Raw genomic sequence first — 17,323 nt, 5'->3', positions numbered from 1 at the left:
CATGCTGCAGAGTTCCTTCTTCGATCCGGTCCTGGGCATCGACATCCACATCGTCCTGGTGCCCACGCCCGCGGGGCCCGTGCCGACACCCGTGCCCATGCCCTTTGTTGGCATGGTGTTCGATCCGGTGGGACTGGCCATTGGGGCGGCCATTGGCATGGCGACAGGCGGAGGACCTGGGCTGGTGCTGGTCAACAGCATGCCGGTCACCAATTGTGGCACCAGCGTCACCAACAAGCTGACGATGCCGCATCTGCCAGTGCCAGGCGTGGCCTTCGCCAGGGGGATGCCCGGCAATGACGCCGAGCTTTACTTCGGAAGCCTCAACGTCAGCCTGGGTGGCACGCTGGGAGTACGGCTGGGCGATATCGCCTTGAGTTGCAGTGACCCGGTACGGCTGCCGACAAGCGTGGTGTTGGCCATCCCCAAGGGGATGCCCGTACTGAACATGCCGGCCATGGTGCCGGACCTGGCCGGTATCGCGCAGAGCCTCTTGATGGCAGGCGCCATGAGAATGCTCAGGGCAGCGGCACGTGGGGGCGCACGACTCTTCCGAGCATTGCGAGCGGCTCAGCGCAGGAGCCGTGGCTGGGCGCGAGTCAGCAGGGCCCTGCGGAGCGTGACGGATCGCATTGCGCCCCAGCGATACCGGGACCGCTTCCGGCGTGCCATCTGCTTCGTGACGGGCCACCCGGTGGATGTGGCGACCGGGCGCGTGTTCACGGACAACATCGACTTCGAACTCCCTGGGCCGCTACCTCTGGTGTTCGAGCGTGTCTATTCGTCCTCTCTCGCTTGGAGGAATGGGCCTTTGGGGTACGGGTGGAGCCACTCCCTGAATCAGGAAGTGTGGCTGGAGCACGGTAGGGTGGTGTTGCTGGCAGAGGATGGGCGGGAGATCGAGTTCCACTTGGACGGCCTCCCTGACCGGATCATTCGGGCCGGCCAGCACGTCTATGACGCTACCAATCGGCTGACGCTGCGTGCTCTCGGCAATCTCCGCTGGGAGGTAGAGTCTGCTGACGGCGTGGTGCGCGAGTTCGAACCGACGCCCGGAGGCGACGCGCAGCGAGCAAAACTTCAGCGCATCCTCAGCCGCGATCGGCATCACTCCATCCAATTGACCTACGACACCCGAGGGCTCCTTGAGCAGGTGCGAGACTGCGGAGGCCGGCTGATTGCCTTCGTACACGACAAGCAGGGGCACTTGGCCGAGGTGAAGCTCCCCCTTTCCCGAGACTCAGGCTTCTATAAGCACCTCAAGTACATCTATGCCGCAAGTGGCGACCTGGTGGAGGTGGTGGATGCTGCCGGCCACTCCTGGAAGTTCGAGTACCAAGGGCACCTATTGGTGAAGGAGACGGACCGGGCAGGCCTCAGCTTCTACTTTCAGTACGAGGCGCTGGGCTCCGCCGCGCGATGTGTCCGCACCTGGGGCGATGGTGGCATCTACGATCACGTCATCAGCTATGACCTCCAGAAACGGAAGACGGTGGTGGAGGACAGCTTGGGCGCCGTCACCGTCTACCAGTTGGACGAACTGGGCATGGTCGTGAAGGTGGTGGATCCGCACGGAGCCGTCACCGAGTACGCCTATGACGAGGACTGCGGTGCGTTGGCCAGAGAGACGGACGCTCTGGGGCACTCGCAAGTCACAATCTATGACGAGCGAGGCAACCCCACGGAGCGCCAAGGTCCGGACGGTGCCATCTCACGCGTTGATTACGACGCGAAGGGACTCCCTGTGCGGGCTGTGGATGCGGCGGAGGGGGTGTGGCAGTGGGGGTACGACACCGAGGGACATCTGGTGGAGCGCGTGACGCCCACGGGCGAGCGGACCCGCTACGGCTGGAAGCGTGGGTTGTTGGTATGGATGGAAGAGCCGGGAAGGCCTCGCACCAACCTAGAGTACGATGAGCAGAAGAACCCGATCCTCGCTCGGACAGGCAACAGCGTCACGACTGAGTACGCCTACGATGCTCAGGGCCGGTTGGTGAAGGTACGTGACGCGCGTGGGGCGACACTTCGCAGTAGGTATGACGCTCTTGGTCGTATCGTGCGCATCGAGTCTCCCGCGGGCGTCGTCCAAGAGATGACGTATGATGCCGAGGGCAATCTCATTGAACTGCGTGATGTCACTCGGCACTTCAGGCTGACCTACGGGCACTTCCATAAGGTTGTCGCACGCGAGGAAGCAGGCACCACGGTTCGTTTTTGCTATGACACCGAGGACCGACTGACGGCTGCCATCAATGAGGCAGGAGAAACATACACATTCGTTCGCGACGCTTGTGGTCGGGTGCTAGAAGAGAAGGGGTTCGACGGCAGGAACCGCAGCTACCAGCGGGACAGGCTTGGCCAGGTGGAGAAGACATACCTGCCGAGCGGCAGGTCGACCCAGTACACCTACGACCCAGACGGTCGAGTGGTGCGGGTGTTGCACTCGGATGGAACAGGAGCGGAGTTCACCTACCGTGCGGATGGCACGCTGGTGCGTGCAAAGAACGAGACCAGCGAGATCATTCTAGAGCGGGACGCCATGGGGCGCGTGCTGCGTGAGTTACAGGGTGCCCATGTCGTGGTTTCGCGCTTTGACGCGCACGGCGAGCGCAGCCTCATGGAGACCAGCCTGGGTGGCAGGATGGCGGTGGTGCGCGACGACCTTGGAGGGGTGGCTGCCCTGCGTTTTGGCAAGACGCATGTCGACAACTCGCGCTCGACAGTGACCTTTGAAAGAGACTCGTTGGGACTGGAGACAGCGAGGGCATTACCGGGTGGAATCCGAGTGGAGTGGGAGCGGGACCCAGCTGGACGTCCTGTCGAACGCCGCACCGTCCTCCACGCCTCGCAGGGGCACCTGCGGCGATTGGATACGCGCACTTATCAGTGGCACGGTGAAGATCAAATCACGGCCATTATCGACGCCGACCGTGGACCGACGCACTACCATTACGATGCTCGTGGGCGTCTCATCGGTCAGGAGACAGGAGCGGGAGTGCTCCACCGGGCGATGGATGTTGTCGGCAACGTCTACTCATCGCCCAAAGGAAGCGACCGGCACTATGGCTCGGGAGGTCGGCTGGAGGTGCTTGATGGAACCCGTTATGCGCATGACGAAGATGGCAACCAGACGGAGCGCGTGTCACTCCAGGGAGAGACCTGGCGCTACACGTGGAACGGTGCCGGGCTCCTTTCGGAGGTAGAGCGCCCGGATGGCCTGCGTGTGCGATTCGAGTATGACGCCTTCGCACGAAGGACGCGCAAGGCGCTGGTGCGCGTGGGGCTGGATGGCCAGGAGTCAGTAGAAAAAGAGATACGCTTCGTTTGGGACCGAGACACCCTCCTGCACGAGTTGTCATCCAATCAGGAGCAGACGACTTGGTACTGGGAGCCAGAAACCTTTACTCCTGTGGCGAAGGAGCAAGCAGGTCGGTACTGGGCGACAGTCCCAGATCATCTCGGAACCACGACCGCGCTCTATGACGAGACTGGCCAGCTTGCCTGGAAGATGGACATGGATGTCCTCGGGAGTTCCTCGTTTGAGGCAGGCACTTCCGAGGAATGCCCTTGGCGGTGGCCAGGACAGTACGAGGATGTCGAGACAGGGCTTCGCCAGAACTGGTATCGATATTTTGATCCTGCTCGGCAGCAATATCTCAGCCAGGATCCCCTGGGATTGTACGCAGGACTCGGTCTGTATGGATACGCTGCGGATCCGAATGTCTGGGCTGACCCGTGGGGACTCATCATCGTGTATCACTACACGAGCAAGGCGGGTTACGACGCCATCACCGCGAACTCGAGGACCTGGTATCTCAAAGCGTCGAATCCTCCTGGGGGACGCCCCTATGGAGTCTACGTCACGACGATGCCACCCACATCATCGGCAGGCGAACTTGCACGCATGCGCATCCCAGCAGAAAAGCGCGAGTACTACCTTGCGATTGAAGTGGCTGACGAGAAGTTCGATGACCTTGTGAAGCAACTTCCGGGTGGGCGGGGTGAGGCAGGAATTTCGCTCTACTTCGACAGGGATGTGTTCGTGCCGCGTGTCTCTCAGAACGAGTGGAACAAGAAATCCAACCGGCCCAAGCGAACCGTGCGACAGGCCGGCCATGGAAAGTGCGGGTAGCGTATGTCCGGTTGGGATCATGACTTCCTCGTTCGAGCGGATCCCCAGTGGCTGATCGGTCGATTTGTGCGGCGCTTGCGCCGAAGGTGGCCGGAGCTGGTGGTCGGGGTTGACCAAGAGGAGTTGGCTCCGCCGGGAAAGGTGCCAGCGAGGTTTCCCGAGTTCGTGGACATCTCGAAGAACAGAGTCATGAAGGAATGGACCTACCAGAACGGCGCCATCAGTAACGAGCAAGGAGAGTCATCCGTCGGCATCGTCCAGTTCCCCAAAGGTGGTGGATACACACAACTGGACATCATCACTGCTGAGCCGCGACAACATGCCTTCACGGAGAGGGTGCTGGGGCACTTTGCTTCGGCACTCGCGGATTGGTACTGGCAGGAGAGCCGGTCGGTGACCGAAAAAGAGCCGAGATACCCTGGGGAGAGGATGTTCGAGTTGGAAGCTCCAGTGGACTTTGCCTGGATGGCACGCACGACACGCGTTTGTGCTCAGCGGTATGGGGCCGTCTCAGCGGAGTTCTTGCCATCGACTTCCGCTCGAGCAGGTCTGGAACTCAGGGTGACTGTTCCAAGAGGCGACTTCAGGATGTCATACGATTTTGGGCCTGCTGGAGAAGGACGGGAAGGAGCGCGCCTGGTCGCGCATGGGCTTCCACGGAATGCTCCCCCTGTGTGGCGTCAGAAGGCATATGCTCCTCTCAAGGAGGCACTGGCTTGGTGGCATTTCATCTCCTATCGGAGCATGAAGCCCAAAATCGCTTTCACATGGCCTCCTGGTGAGCCTGTGCTGAAGGACTCTCTCGTGGACTTTGAGGGCCAAGGTGGTGACGCTCCGGGAACATGACTCGATGCCAGTGTTCACCGAGCGTCTGGAGGTAATCCGCCTGGGTGTTTGAAATTGGCACCCGGTTTTCCTGTGCCTTTGACAATGCAGAAAGTTGCCGAGTTCTCGAACATGATCCCCACGGCCCTGAGTGACGACATTCGAGAGTTCATCGGCTTTATAGAGCGCTTATCGGGGGGAGTGCCTCTTCTATATGTGGGGGCAACAGAGGAACAGATTCAGCGATTCGTGGAACTGGTTCATAGACCTCTTCCTCCCTTGTATCTGAGGTACCTCCGTGAGTTCGGGCGGCAGACGGGCGGTCTTCGATTCGCAGATGATGCACACCAGGACATCGAGTCACTGCTGGAGTTCTATGAGGACCAGGTGCAACAAGGCGAGCCCGAAATCCCTCTCAATGGGGTGACGATCGCAGTCCAGAGTTTGAGCGGGGCCCGCTCGCTTATCTACGAGCAGGCACAACCAGAGCCAATCGTCGTTATTAACTGGGAGAAGGGAGTGGGAGAGCCCATCGCTCAATCATTTCGGAATCTTTTGTACCGCAAGGGCTTCTCGGCGTTCCGTCTGCCCAACCCTCCCCGATACGCCATCCTGTTCAACAACCAGCCAGGAACTCTGGCGGAGGCCCTGAGTTTCGGCGCCAGCCTGGGTTTCGAGCCGTACTGGTTCAACGACGCTTACGGCGCCTGCGCCGAGAGCGAGGACGCGTGGTTCGTGTGCAAGCAGGGACAGCGCAGGTTCGTCATGTATCTCGACGCGCACTCCGCCGCGCACCGGGATGCGCTCAAGAAGAAGTTCGTCGAGAAGCTCGAACTCAAGGAGTGAGCAGCGTCAAGGGGACACCATGGTGGTGTGCGTGTTCAGGCAAGAGTTGGCATGATCTCCACGGCCGCGAGTGACGACATCCGCGCTTTTATCGACTTCGTGGAGCGCTTGTCCGGAGGAGCGTCTCTTTCTCGGGAGGGAGCGACAGAGGAGCAGATCCAGAGGTTCTTGGAGTTGGTCCAGAGACCGCTCCCGCCCTTGTACCTGGGATATCTCCGGGAGTTCGGACGGCAAGAGCGCGTCATCAGGTTCGCCGACGACGCACGACCTGACATCGATTCCCTGTTGCGCCTTTATGAGGATCAGGTGAAGCGCGGCAAACCCTCTATTCCTCGCAAGGGGGTCACGATCGCCGCTCAGAGTGTGAGCGGTGCTCGCACGCTGATCTACGGCCGAGCCAACTGGGAGCCCATCGTTGTCGAAAACTGGGAGAAGGGAGTTGGAGAGACCATCGCCCGGTCGTTCCGAAACCTGTTGTACCGCAAGGGCTTCTCGGCCTTCCGCCTGCCCGACCCTCCTCGATACGCCATCTTGGCCAATAACCGGCAAGACACTCTGAGGGAGGCTCTGAGCTTCGGCGCCAGCCTGGGTTTCGAGCCGTACTGGTTCAATGATGCTTACGGTGCCTGCGCCGAGAGCGAGGACGCGTGGTTCGTGTGCCAGCAGGACTCACGCAGCTTCGTCATGTACCTCGACGCGCACTCCGCCGCGCACCGGGATGCGCTCAAGAAGAAGTTCGTGGAGAAGGTCGAACTCAAGAGCAGTGGCTCTTGAACTCCGTGCCTGACGCCGCCCTCCGTGGGCGGTAGTCTCCTCCGCCCTACTCGCCGTCCCTCAGGAGGACTCACATCCATGCGTTCCACGTTGGCCCTGGCCGCGCTCGCGGCGCTCACCGCCACCGCCTGCGTCTCTCAGGGCAAGTATGACGAGCTCGCCCGGGAGGCCGAGAACCTCGACAACCGCCTCAAGGATGAGAAGGGCGCTCGAGAGGCCCTCGAGGCCAAGGTGCGCCACCTGGAAGAGCAGATCGCCACCCTCGAGCGCGACAAGGAGGCCCTGACCTCCCGCCTCACCACCTCCGAGTCCCGCCTCACCGCCGCCGCCGCCGAGCGCCACGCCCTCGAGCAGAAGAACATCGAGCTCTCCGCCCTCAATGACGAGCTCGCCAAGTCCACTCGCAAGCTCGCCGAGGCCAAGGAGGCCCTCGAGAAGAAGAGCTCCGAGTACGAGAACCTCGCCCAGAGCCTCAAGCAGGAGATCTCCGAAGGGAAGATTCAGCTCTCCGAGCTCCAAGGCCGGATGACCGTCCAGCTCAAGGACAAGATCCTCTTCGCCTCCGGCTCCACCCGCGTCAACAAGGAGGGCCAGGATGCCCTGGTGAAGATCGCCGCCGCCCTCAAGACCGTCCAGGGCCGCATCATCCGCGTCGAGGGCCACACCGACGACGTGCCCATGCCCAAGGACGGCCCCTTCCCCTCCAACTGGGAGCTGAGCCTGGCCCGCGCCATGGCCGTCGTACGCGCCCTCCAGGACTCCGGCGTGGACCCCACCGTCCTCTCCGCCGCCGGCTACGGGCAGTACCAGCCCATCGCCCCCAACGACAGTCCGGAGAACCGCAGTCTCAACCGGCGCATCGAAATCGTTCTCGCGCCCAAAGCCGGAGGGCGTTAGACGGGGGGCGCGGACCCCCGCGCCCTCTCATGAAAACGCTCTCCGCCGTTCTTTGTCTTCTCCTCGCGACCGGAGCCGTGGCCCAGGAGGCCCCGGACGCTGGTACGCCCTCGCCGGATGCGGGGGCCCCCGCCGGGGTGCTCACCAAGGCCCCGGTCCTCAAGCGCCAGGTGGAGGCTCAGTACCCCCCCGAGGCCCTCGCTCAGCAGCTCGAGGGCACCGTGGTCATGTTCATCGACATCTCCGAGGCGGGCGCCGTCACCGACGTGCAGGTGACGCAGTCGGCCGGCCCGGGCTTCGATGAGGCCGCCGTCGCCGCCGTGCGCCAGTTCGAGTTCGAGCCCGCCGAGGTAGACGGCGTGCCCGCCCCGGTGCGCATCGAATACGCCTACCAGTTCGTCTGGCGCGCCCCGCCGCCTCCCGAAGGTGGCGAAGCGGCGGGAGCTCCCGAGCCTCCGGTGAACTTCAGCGGCCGTGCCCTGGAGCGGGGCACCCGCAAGCCGCTCGTGAGCGCCGAGGTGGCTCTGCCCGAGCTGGCGCGTACAGCCACCACCGATGGGGAGGGCCGCTTCTCCTTCCGCGGCGTGCCCGTGGGAAGTCACGAGGTGCTCGTCATCGTCGGCGGGTATGACCGCTTCCGCACCCGGGAGTCCATCTCCGAGGGCCAGGAGACGCAGGCCACCTACTACGTGCAGCGGCGCGTCTTCAGCCCCTATGAGACCGTGGTGCGCAGCGAGCGCGAGCGCAAGGAAGTGACTCGCACCACCATCCAGGTCGCCGAGGTGCAGAAGATCCCCGGCACCCAGGGCGACACCCTCAAGGTGGTGCAGAACCTGCCCGGCGTCGCGCGGCCCGCCTTCAACGGTGGCCAGCTCGTCATCCGCGGCACCGGCCCCAACGAGTCCGGCGTCTTCCTGGATGGCCAGAAGATTCCCCTGCTGTACCACTTCGGCGGGCTGACCTCCGTCTACAACTCGGAGCTGCTGGAGGCGGTGGACTACCTGCCCGGCAACTTCTCCTCCTATTACGGCAACATCACCGGTGGCGTCATCAACGTGCGCAGCCGTGCCCCCCGCATGGACCGCTTCCACGGCACCGTGGGCGTGGGCGTCATCGAATCCAATGCCGTGCTCGAGGGCCCGATTACCGAGAACCTCGGCATCGCCGTGGCCGGCCGGCGCTCCTATGTGGACCTGGTCCTCAAGCTCGTGCCCGAGAACGAGGAAGGGCCCTCCATCCAGGTGGCTCCTCGCTACTACGACGCCCAGCTCAAGCTGCACTGGACGCCCAGCAAGCAGCACACCTTCACCCTCCAGGGGCTCACTTCCAATGACGTGTTGGGCCTGGTGTTCGACCGTCCCGCCGATGACGACCCGAGCGTCAACGGCGAGTTCGAGCTTACCACCGGCTTCAGCCAGCTCCGCCTGGGCCACCAGTACAAGGCCGGCAACCTCACCGTGGAGAGCCAGGGCCTAGTGGGCACCACCCTCGTCGAGTTCGTCATCGGCGAGCGCAACCTGCGCATCTCCTCGCTGGACTTCGGCCTGCGCTCCACCGCCGAGTACACCCTGAGCGAGGCGCTCACCCTGGCGGGCGGCCTGGACGTCGACTACTCGAACGCGGATGTGCGCGCGCGCATCCAGTCCCCGCCCCGCGAGGGCGAGCCTCCCTCGCCGCTGCTCTTGGATGAGCTGCTCACCGTGGACGGCTCCTACTACCAGTACTTCCCCGGCGTCTGGGTGGAGGCGCGCTGGAAGCCGCTGCCGGGCCTCCTGGTGGTGCCCGGCGTGCGCAGCGAGAGCTACGTCTTCGCAGAGCAGCAGGTGCGCAAGCGCTCGCTCAACCCTCGGCTGGCGGTTCGTTACGCCCTCACCGACGCGGTGACACTCAAGGGTGGCGCGGGCCTGTACCACGGGCCCGCCATCAACGATGAGCCCAGCACCTCCTTCGGCAACCCGGAGCTGCGGGCCAAGCGCTCCTACCAGTACAGCGTCGGCAGCGAGTGGCAGCCCTCGGCCGAGTACTTCCTCAGCGGCGAGGTCTTCTACAACGACTTGAAGCGCCTCATCGTCCGCTCGGACGCGATGGTGGAGCGCGATGGTCAGCAGGTGCCCGAGCGCCTCACCAACCTGGGCACTGGCCACATCTACGGCTTCGAGTTGCTGGCGCGGCGCAATCTCACCGACCGCCTCTTCGGGTGGGTGGCCTACACCTTCAGCCGCAGCGAGCGCCGCGACAGGCCTGGTGAGGCGACGCGCCTGTTCGACAACGACCAGACGCACGTGCTCACCGCCATCGCCAGCTACAAGCTGACAGCCAACTGGGAGGTGGGCGCGCGCTTCCGCTTCTCCTCCGGCAATCCGCGCACCCCCATCACCGGCGCGCGCAGGGATGACCTCACCGACGTCTTCATCCCCATCTTCGGAGGCGTGAACTCCGATCGGCTGCCCAACTTCCACCAGCTGGACATCCGCGTGGACCGCAACTTCATCTTCGATACCTGGAACCTCAACGTGTACCTGGACCTGACCAACGCCTACAACAACCCGGCGAAGGAGGGCATCCTCTACAACTACAACTACACCGAGTCGGCGTTCCTGGAGGGCTTGCCCCTCCTGCCCATCCTCGGTGCCAAGGGGAGCTTCTGACATGCGCGCGACCCTCTTCGTGTCCCTCTCCCTGGCGCTGACCGCGTGTGGCCCGTCGTTCGAGGAGCAGAGTGAGATTCGCCGCGTCCGGGTGCTCGCCATCAAGGCCGAGCCCGCCGAGCTGACGCTGAACCCCGACAACCCCGCCCTGCCGCCGCCCATCCAGTTCTCCGCGCTGGCGGTGGCCCCCGAGGAGCGGGAGGTGGGCGTGGCGCTCGCGCTGTGCAAGCCGGGCAATGCCTATGGCAACGCGCTGGACTGCCCGGGCCAGGATGGCGCCGCGCTGCCGGAAGGCCAGCTGTCGCTGCTGGATCCGAACGTGCAACAGGTGCTGCAGGAGACGGCCAACGCGGGCACGGGCGGCGCGCCGCTGGACCCGAATGATCCCGCGGTACGCGCCCTGCTGGAGCGGGGCATCCCGCTCTTCGTCGGCTATGAGGCGAGCGATGGCAGCGACACCCCCGAGGGCCAGGAGAGCGGGGTGCGCCAGCTCACCCTGCGGCTGACGGCGACTCCCAACCAGAACCCGCGCCTGGAGGAGCTGCTCCTGGACGAGGCGCCGCTGCCGGCCACGCTGCCGCCCGGCACCGAGGTGAAGCTGGTGCCCCGGCTGGCCGAGGGAAGCCTGGAGCAGTACGAGACGGCTGACGGCACCCGCACGGAGCAGGTCTTCTACAGCTGGTTCGCCACCGGTGACGGGGAGGTGCAGCAGCTGCGCTCGCTGGAGCCGGTGGATGGCAAGCCGGGCGAGCCCTCCATCCAGTACGTCACGCCCTCCACGCCTCAGCGCATCACCCTCTATGTGGTGGCGCGGGACGGGCGCGGCGGGGTGGACTGGTTGTCGCGCACGGTGGAGGTGGGCCCCTGAGGGGCCCGGGTTAGCTCCACTTCAGGGTGATGCGCGTGGTGGAGCCGTCCTGGGTGACTTCCTCGGAGAGCAGCACGCGGCCGAAGCCGATGAGGATGCCGCGGAAGAAGCCCAGCAACAGGGGAATGGGCAGGCGGGTTTGTCCCTCCAGCACCGCCGAGTCCTCCGTGAAGGAGACCGTGTGGAGGGACTCCTCGGGGGGCACGCCCCGGATGACGTCCGCGGAGAGCGCCTCGAAGCGGCGGAACACCCGCTCCACCGAGTCGAACCCCGCGGCCTTGTTGAGGGGAAGCGTCTTCACGGTGGTCGCCTGCCCGATGGCTTGCAGCGACGCATCGCTGAGCCGGGCGTGCAGGTCATTGGTCATCTGGACGTAGTCTTCCCAGGGGTACCAGAGGTCATCCTGCATCTCGGCGATGCGTCTGCGGTGCTCCGGGAAGAGCAGCTCCGTCGTTGACGCCAACATCGTGCCGATGATGCTCTTGAAGTAGACCCCGAGAATCTGCCCCGCCATGTGTGGCCCTGACCCTTCCTTCTCCCTCGGCCCCCCTGGTTCACGAGTTTATCAAATCCGGTGAAACAAGTGAGACACAGGCCCGGCCAAGCCCCTCGGCCACCGAGGTGAAGGCGTCCGCGGTGCGCACCCGCGCCTCCCCGAACCGGTCCACGTACAGCTTGCGCACGGCGGGGATTTGCGAGGAGCCCCCCGTCAGGAACACCGCGTCGATTTCCCCCGCGCCCGCGCACCGCTCCAGCAGGCCCTGGGTACACTGCTCCAGCTCGGTGAGCAGCGGCTGGCAGAAGGACTCGAACTCGGCGCGGGTGATGCGCTCGTGCAGCGAGATGCGCGCCTCCTCGAAGTCCAGCGTCGCCTCCTCCTCGCGCGACAGCTGGACCTTCGTCGCCTCGATGGTCCGGAACAGCCGGTAGCCCAGGTTCTCCATCACCAGGTCGTAGAGCGCCTCTGCCGTCTCCGGCTTGTCGCTGGACTCCAGCATCAGCTGCAGCAGCTCCTGGGTGGACTTCTCGCGGATGAAGGACATCTCGTGCCAGGACAGCAACTTGGCCATCACGTGCTGCGGCACGGGCAGCCGCTTGTCCGACAAGCCGCGCACCCGGTACGTGGTGCCCGCGCCGAAGCGCGGCAGCAGCTTGTGGCGCATGAGCTCCGCGTCGAAGCGGTCTCCGCCGATGCGCACGCCCGTGGAGCCCACCACGTCCGCCTTGCGGTCCGGCCGCCCGCGGCGCGAGGGCCCCAGCCGCATCAGCGTCAGGTCCGTGGTGCCCGCGCCGAAGTCGGCCACCAGCACCAGTTCCTCGCGCGAGAGCTGGGCCTCGTAGGCGAGCGCGGCGGCGATGGGCTCGATGAGGAACTGGATGTGAGTGAAGCCGGCCAGCTCCGCCGCCTTGCGCAAGCGCTGCTCGGCCAGCGCGTCCGCCTCGGGCTCGGGGGAGAAGACGGCCGGGCGGCCGAGGATGACGGCCTCGGGAGGCGCGCCGGTCTGGGCTCCCGCCGCCTCGCGCACCCGGCGCAGCAGCACCGCCACCAGCTCCTCGATGGTCCACGTGCGGCCGTGTACCTGCGTGGCGCGGAAGGAGCGGCTGTGGAGGAAGGACTTCACCGACTGGATGAAGCGCCCGGCGTTGTCCTCCAGGTAGCGGGTGATGGCGGGGGCGCCGGCATAGGTGGTGCGCTCGTCCTCGGGGAAGAAGAGCACGGAGCGGAAGAGGCGGGGCTCGGCGGTGTCGGGAGCGATGGGCAGCACCGTGCCATCTGGCAGGGCCGCCGCCGTGTTGCTGGTTCCAAAGTCGAGGCCACAGGCTTGCATGGGACCCAGGCCCATAACGCCGAACCGACCGCGAGGATAGCTCCCTGTGGGGCAGCCGAGGGGGCAGCGGACAGGTGGGGCCCTGGCTCGGATTCACGCCCCAGAGGCGCGCTCCATCTTTGGCCTGTCAACTCGAGGACAGGGAGAGACCATGAGATTCCACGCAGGGTGGTTGTCGGCCGGAATTGCCGCGTTGCTGCTCACCGCGGGGTGCAAGGAAGGACGGAGCATTCAGGGGAGCGAGCAGGCGTCGGCCTCCGATCGCGTGGAGCAGGCCCAGAAGCAGTCCGAGAAGGCCTTCGACCAGGCGGAGAACGCGCAGCAGGAGGCGAGCGACCAGCAGCGGGAGGCCGCCCGGGCGCAGCAGGTGGTCGAGGAGACTCGCACGGAGCTGGCCGAGGCCGAGAGTCGCGCCCAGAAGGAGCTCCAGGAGGCCCAGGCTTCCCAGCAGCAGGCCCAGACCGCCCAGCAGCAGGCCCAGCAGACGGTGACCGAGGCTCAGGCCAGCGCGTTGGAAGCCCAACGGCAGCAGGAGTCGGAGCTGGCGCAGCAGGACGCGCTGGACGCACAGCAGAGCCCGCAGGCAGCGGAGCAGGCCTCGGAACCGGCCCAGCAGCCCATGGCGCAGGCACCGCTGCCCTCCACGCCGAGCCAGGGCGAGCAGCTCATCATCGGCGAGGTACTCACGGCGAGTGAACGAGAGGTGATGGTGAGCGTGCGGGGCGAGCCGCAGCTGCGCCTCCAGGTGGGCCCCAGCACGCAGATCATCGTGGATGGACAGCAGGGGCGGGCCGCAGACATCCAGGAGGGCAGCCAGGTGCGGGCTTCCTACCGCGACACGCAGGGCGAGCCCACCGCCGTGCGCATCGAGGTGACTTCCTCCATGCCGCCGGCCATGCCCGTCTCGCCCGAGAGTGGTGAGTCCCAGCCGGGTGCCCAGCCCCCGCAGCCGCTGAACCCATAGCCCGGCGCGGTTGGGGCTGAGCACGGCCTGTGGGCGGCTCAGCCCTCCGCGAGGACCTTGGGAGTGGCGCTCGCGGCGACCAGGCCTCCCAGCAGGTACCAGGCCACGGTGAGCAGCGCGGTGGAGGCGCTGGCGCGACTCGGCCGCTTGCCCAGGCCCAGGACAGGAGGGAGCAGCACCGCGCCCACTCCGGCGATCGCCCCGAGCAGGGCTCCGCGCAGGTAGGGGCGCCGGGGCCGACCCACGGAGATCAGGGAGTAGTAGAGCGAGTTGGAGACGATGTCGCCCACCAGGGCCTGCCGGTGCAGGCGGCGGCCACGGGCGGGGCGGAGGCCGAGCTTGCGCAGCCCCTTCTTCAAGGAGCGCTTGCCGAGCACGTCCATGCGTGGAGGATTCCCCAACACCCGCCGCGCGCCCTCGTGGATGAGCGTCAGGGACAAGGAGCCGATGAATCCAGGCCCCAGCGCACGCAGGGAGCGCCGAGATGGGGAGACGGAGGATGGTTCGCTCATAGGTGAGAGCCTCCTGGGCAGGTGGACTTCCGCGCACTCAAGCTAGGCACCTCCTGGAGGAGGCGCGCGGCGCGGCTCCCTGCCTGCCCGGGAGGCACTCAGGAGCTACAGCTCACCGCCAGATGCCTGCCCCACGAGGGCGGCGCGGCGGCGTAGGCCTCGTGCTCGGGCTGCTCTTCGAAGGGACGGGACAGCACCGCGCGCAGCCGGTCCACCTCGGAGAAGTCTCCCTCCTGGGCGCGCAGGAGGGCGGTCTGGGCCAGGTAGTTGCGCAGCACGTACTTGGGGTTGGCGCGGTCCATGCGCTCGCGGCGCTCGGCATCCACGCTGCCTTCTGCGGTCAGCCTCGTCCGGTAGGCCTCCGCCCAGGTGTCGAAGCCTTCCCGATCCAGGAAGTGGTCCCTCAGCGGCGTGTTGCCCGCTCCGGGCGAGGAGTCGAAGCGGCCCAGCGCACGGAAGAAGCGCGTGTAGTCCACGTGCGCCTCGGCCATCCGGGCGAGGAGCGCTTCGAACAGCGCCGCATCCCCGTCACGCGCCTCGCGCAGGCCGAGCTTCTCCCGCATCCGCGCCAGGAAGTGGGCGTGGAAACGGGAGGAGAAAGCGCCGAGCGTCGCCCGCGCCTCTTCCTCGGTGATGAGGGGCATGAGCGCTTCGGCCAGGCATGCCAGGTTCCACAGGGCGATGCGCGGTTGCTTGTCGAAGGCGTAGCGCCCGAAGTCATCCGAGTGGTTGCAGATGAAGCCGGGCTCGAACTCGTCCATGAAGCCGAACGGCCCGTAGTCCAGGGTGAGACCGAGGATGGACATGTTGTCCGTGTTCAACACCCCGTGAGCGAAGCCCACCGCCTGCCACTGTGCCACCAGGCGCGCGGTGCGCTCCGCTACCTCCTCGAAGAAGCGGGCGTACCGGTCTGGCGTGCCCTCCAGGTGGGGGAAGTGCTGCGCGAGCACGTAGTCGGCCAGCGTCGCCACGTGCTCCCGTTGTCCGGTGTGGTGGAAGTACTCGAAGGTGCCGAAGCGCACGTGCGAGGGCGCCAGCCGCACCAGCATGGCGCCCGTCTCCACCTCCTCGCGGTACACCTTCTCGCTCCCGCCGATGATGCAGAGGGCCCGCGTGGTGGGGATTCCCAGCGCGTGCATGGCCTCGCCGCAGAGGTACTCCCGGATGGTGGAGCGCAGCACCGCGCGCCCATCTCCCATGCGTGAGAAGGGCGTGGGGCCCGCGCCCTTGAGGTGCAGCTCCCACTTCTCACCTGTGCTCGTGCGCACCTCGCCCAGCAGCAGCGCGCGCCCGTCTCCCAGCCGGGGCACGTACACGCCGAACTGGTGGCCGGCGTAGACCATGGCGATGGGCGCCATTCCCGGCAGCAGTCGTGCGCCCCCCATGACTTCGACGAACTCCGGGCGCAGGGCCTCGGAGGGCTCCAGCTCGAGCAGCCGGAGCGCCTCTGGACTGACACTCACCAGGCGAGCATCCGCCAGGGGAGAGGGAGCTACCCGGACGCCAAAGGCGGAGGGCAGGCGGGCATAGGTGTTGTCGAAGCGGAGGTGCTCGAGCGCAGGCATGACTGGAGGCAACAGCGAGGCGAAGGTCTTCACTCCCGTGAGCTCGGCGCTCACCTTCTCGCGGAGAGCTCGGTGGCGGCGCGCTCACCCGACTCCACCGCTCCGTCGATGTAGCCGCAGCCCTCCCGCGCCGTCTCCGTGCCCGCCCAGTGTACCCGGCCGCACGGAGCCCTCAGCGCGTCCCCAATGGCGGTCAGCGTCCCAAGGCGGGGCAGGCCCACGTAGCAACCCGTGCTCCACGGCTCGGCGATCCAATCCAGGTCCGCGTAGGCGGTGGGCGCGAGAGCCTCGGGACCGAAGAAGCGCGCCAGGCATTCCAGGGCAGCGCGCTGGCGCTCCTCGGCGCGCTTCTGCGTCCAGGCCTTCGCGGTGTCTCCGAGGAAGAAGCCCACGAGGGCCGGGTGGTGCCCGCCCGGCCCCGAGTCATCGAAGCACAGCCGAATGGGCCCCACGTCACTCACCGCTTCGCCCGAGTAGCCTGCCTCGCGCCAGAAGGGGCGGGCGTAGGTGGCCACCATCTTGATGACGCTGCCCATGGGGAGCTCCGTGTGCGCGCGTCGGCGCGTGGCCGGTAGCTCCGCGCCGAAGTCCATCCGCTCGGCGAGCGCGGGGGGCACCGCCACCACCGCGTAGCGGGCGGTCCAACTGCGCCCCTCTCCATGCACCGTGACTCCGTTGGCGTCCTGGTGTACCGCGCGCACGGGCGCCGAGAGCACCACGCGCGCTCCCAGGGGCTCGGCCATCCTGCGGGAGATGCCCTGCGCGCCCCCCTCCAGGCGCTCGGCCTGCGCGCCGTTCTCGATCTCCGCCAGCGGCATCAGCCCGCCGTTGGAGTGGACGTAGAAGAGGAAGTGGAGGAAGGACAGCTCGCGCGGCTCGGCGCCGAAGATGGCCCGCGTGGCCACGTCCAGCGCTGCCTGGGCGCCCCAGGTGGGGATGTGCCGCTGCTTCCACTCCTCCAGGGAAAGGGCATCCCACTCGGCGGCCTTGGGCGCCGCGTGGGGTGCTTCCAACGGCACCTGGCGGGCGAGCCTGTCCAGCTTCCACACGGAGCGCTGGAGATCCAACAGGCTCAGCAGCGGCAGCGATGGCACCTTGCCTCGGTAGGTGCGGCGCTCGCCTCGGATGTCCAACACCTTGGTGCCGTGGTGGAACTGGGGGAAGCGCTTCAGGCCGAGTTCATCCGCCAGCCGCAGGATGTGGCGCTGGTGGGGCCCGACCCACTGGCCTCCCAGGTCCACCACATCCCCTCCCACGGGCTGGCTCAGCGTGCGCCCGCCCACGCGGTCTCGGGCTTCCAGCACGAGGACGGAGGCGCCAGCCCGGGTGAGCGCTCGGGCCGTGGTGAGTCCCGCCACCCCCGCGCCGATGATGATGACGTCCGCGTCCGGGGCCATGTGCCCTCCTGGGTACACTGTAGACGGCCGGGTTGACGGGGCGCGACCAAAGCTCTTAGAGGAAAC

At 66.3% G+C, this 17,323-nt stretch carries 12 protein-coding genes; 7 read left to right on the top strand and 5 right to left on the bottom strand.

Annotated elements, in window-relative coordinates; all coding sequences use genetic code 11:
- Position 1 precedes the first annotated feature (1 nt).
- From SYV04_RS37875 to SYV04_RS37850, 6 genes are all read left to right on the top strand, one after another.
- On the top strand, positions 2–4,132 hold the full coding sequence (locus tag SYV04_RS37875) for a DUF6531 domain-containing protein (RefSeq protein ID WP_321550931.1): 4,131 nt from the start codon (positions 2–4) through the stop codon (positions 4,130–4,132).
- Positions 4,133–5,089: 957 nt separating this feature from the next.
- A complete protein-coding gene (locus SYV04_RS37870; protein WP_321550930.1) occupies positions 5,090–5,803 on the top strand; it encodes a hypothetical protein in 714 nt (237 codons plus the stop codon).
- 51 nt (positions 5,804–5,854) lie between these two features.
- Positions 5,855–6,577: a hypothetical protein gene (locus tag SYV04_RS37865; protein WP_321550929.1), complete on the top strand. Its 723-nt coding sequence runs from the start codon at positions 5,855–5,857 to the stop codon at positions 6,575–6,577.
- Between the two features lie 78 nt (positions 6,578–6,655).
- Positions 6,656–7,474, top strand: a complete 819-nt coding sequence (locus SYV04_RS37860) for an OmpA/MotB family protein (RefSeq protein WP_321550928.1) — start codon at positions 6,656–6,658, stop codon at positions 7,472–7,474.
- A 29-nt stretch (positions 7,475–7,503) separates the two neighbouring features.
- Positions 7,504–10,122: a TonB-dependent receptor domain-containing protein gene (locus SYV04_RS37855; RefSeq protein WP_321550927.1), complete on the top strand. Its 2,619-nt coding sequence runs from the start codon at positions 7,504–7,506 to the stop codon at positions 10,120–10,122.
- A 1-nt stretch (position 10,123) separates the two neighbouring features.
- The gene (locus SYV04_RS37850; RefSeq protein ID WP_321550926.1) at positions 10,124–10,990 is read left to right on the top strand and encodes a hypothetical protein; all 867 of its coding nucleotides are present in this window, start codon (positions 10,124–10,126) and stop codon (positions 10,988–10,990) included.
- A 10-nt stretch (positions 10,991–11,000) separates the two neighbouring features.
- Here the strand turns inward: SYV04_RS37850 and SYV04_RS37845 are convergent, their stop codons facing one another.
- Together SYV04_RS37845 and SYV04_RS37840 are read right to left on the bottom strand one after the other, a co-directional pair.
- On the bottom strand, positions 11,001–11,504 hold the full coding sequence (locus SYV04_RS37845) for a hypothetical protein (RefSeq protein ID WP_321550925.1): 504 nt from the start codon (positions 11,502–11,504) through the stop codon (positions 11,001–11,003).
- Between the two features lie 40 nt (positions 11,505–11,544).
- Entirely contained in the window at positions 11,545–12,819 is a 1,275-nt protein-coding gene (locus tag SYV04_RS37840; protein WP_321550924.1) for an Hsp70 family protein, read from the bottom strand.
- Positions 12,820–12,970: 151 nt separating this feature from the next.
- Here SYV04_RS37840 and SYV04_RS37835 point away from each other — a divergent pair, with 151 nt between their 5' ends.
- Entirely contained in the window at positions 12,971–13,783 is an 813-nt protein-coding gene (locus tag SYV04_RS37835; protein WP_321550923.1) for a hypothetical protein, read from the top strand.
- A gap of 38 nt (positions 13,784–13,821) precedes the next feature.
- Here the strand turns inward: SYV04_RS37835 and SYV04_RS37830 are convergent, their stop codons facing one another.
- The 3 genes from SYV04_RS37830 to SYV04_RS37820 all read right to left on the bottom strand — a co-directional run bounded on the left by SYV04_RS37830 (position 13,822) and on the right by SYV04_RS37820 (position 17,257).
- Entirely contained in the window at positions 13,822–14,295 is a 474-nt protein-coding gene (locus SYV04_RS37830; protein ID WP_321550922.1) for a hypothetical protein, read from the bottom strand.
- Positions 14,296–14,393: 98 nt separating this feature from the next.
- Positions 14,394–15,914, bottom strand: a complete 1,521-nt coding sequence (locus SYV04_RS37825; RefSeq protein ID WP_479691456.1) for a protein adenylyltransferase SelO — start codon at positions 15,912–15,914, stop codon at positions 14,394–14,396.
- On the bottom strand, positions 15,911–17,257 hold the full coding sequence (locus SYV04_RS37820) for a flavin monoamine oxidase family protein (RefSeq protein ID WP_321550921.1): 1,347 nt from the start codon (positions 17,255–17,257) through the stop codon (positions 15,911–15,913). The genes SYV04_RS37825 and SYV04_RS37820 overlap by 4 nt, the downstream gene beginning before the upstream one ends.
- Positions 17,258–17,323 lie beyond the last annotated feature (66 nt).

Source organism: Hyalangium ruber (genome assembly GCF_034259325.1).
Taxonomy (GTDB): Bacteria; Myxococcota; Myxococcia; order Myxococcales; family Myxococcaceae; genus Hyalangium_A; species Hyalangium_A rubrum.
Note: the sequence above shows the minus strand (reverse complement) of the source record. Positions and strands in the feature narration are given on the sequence as shown.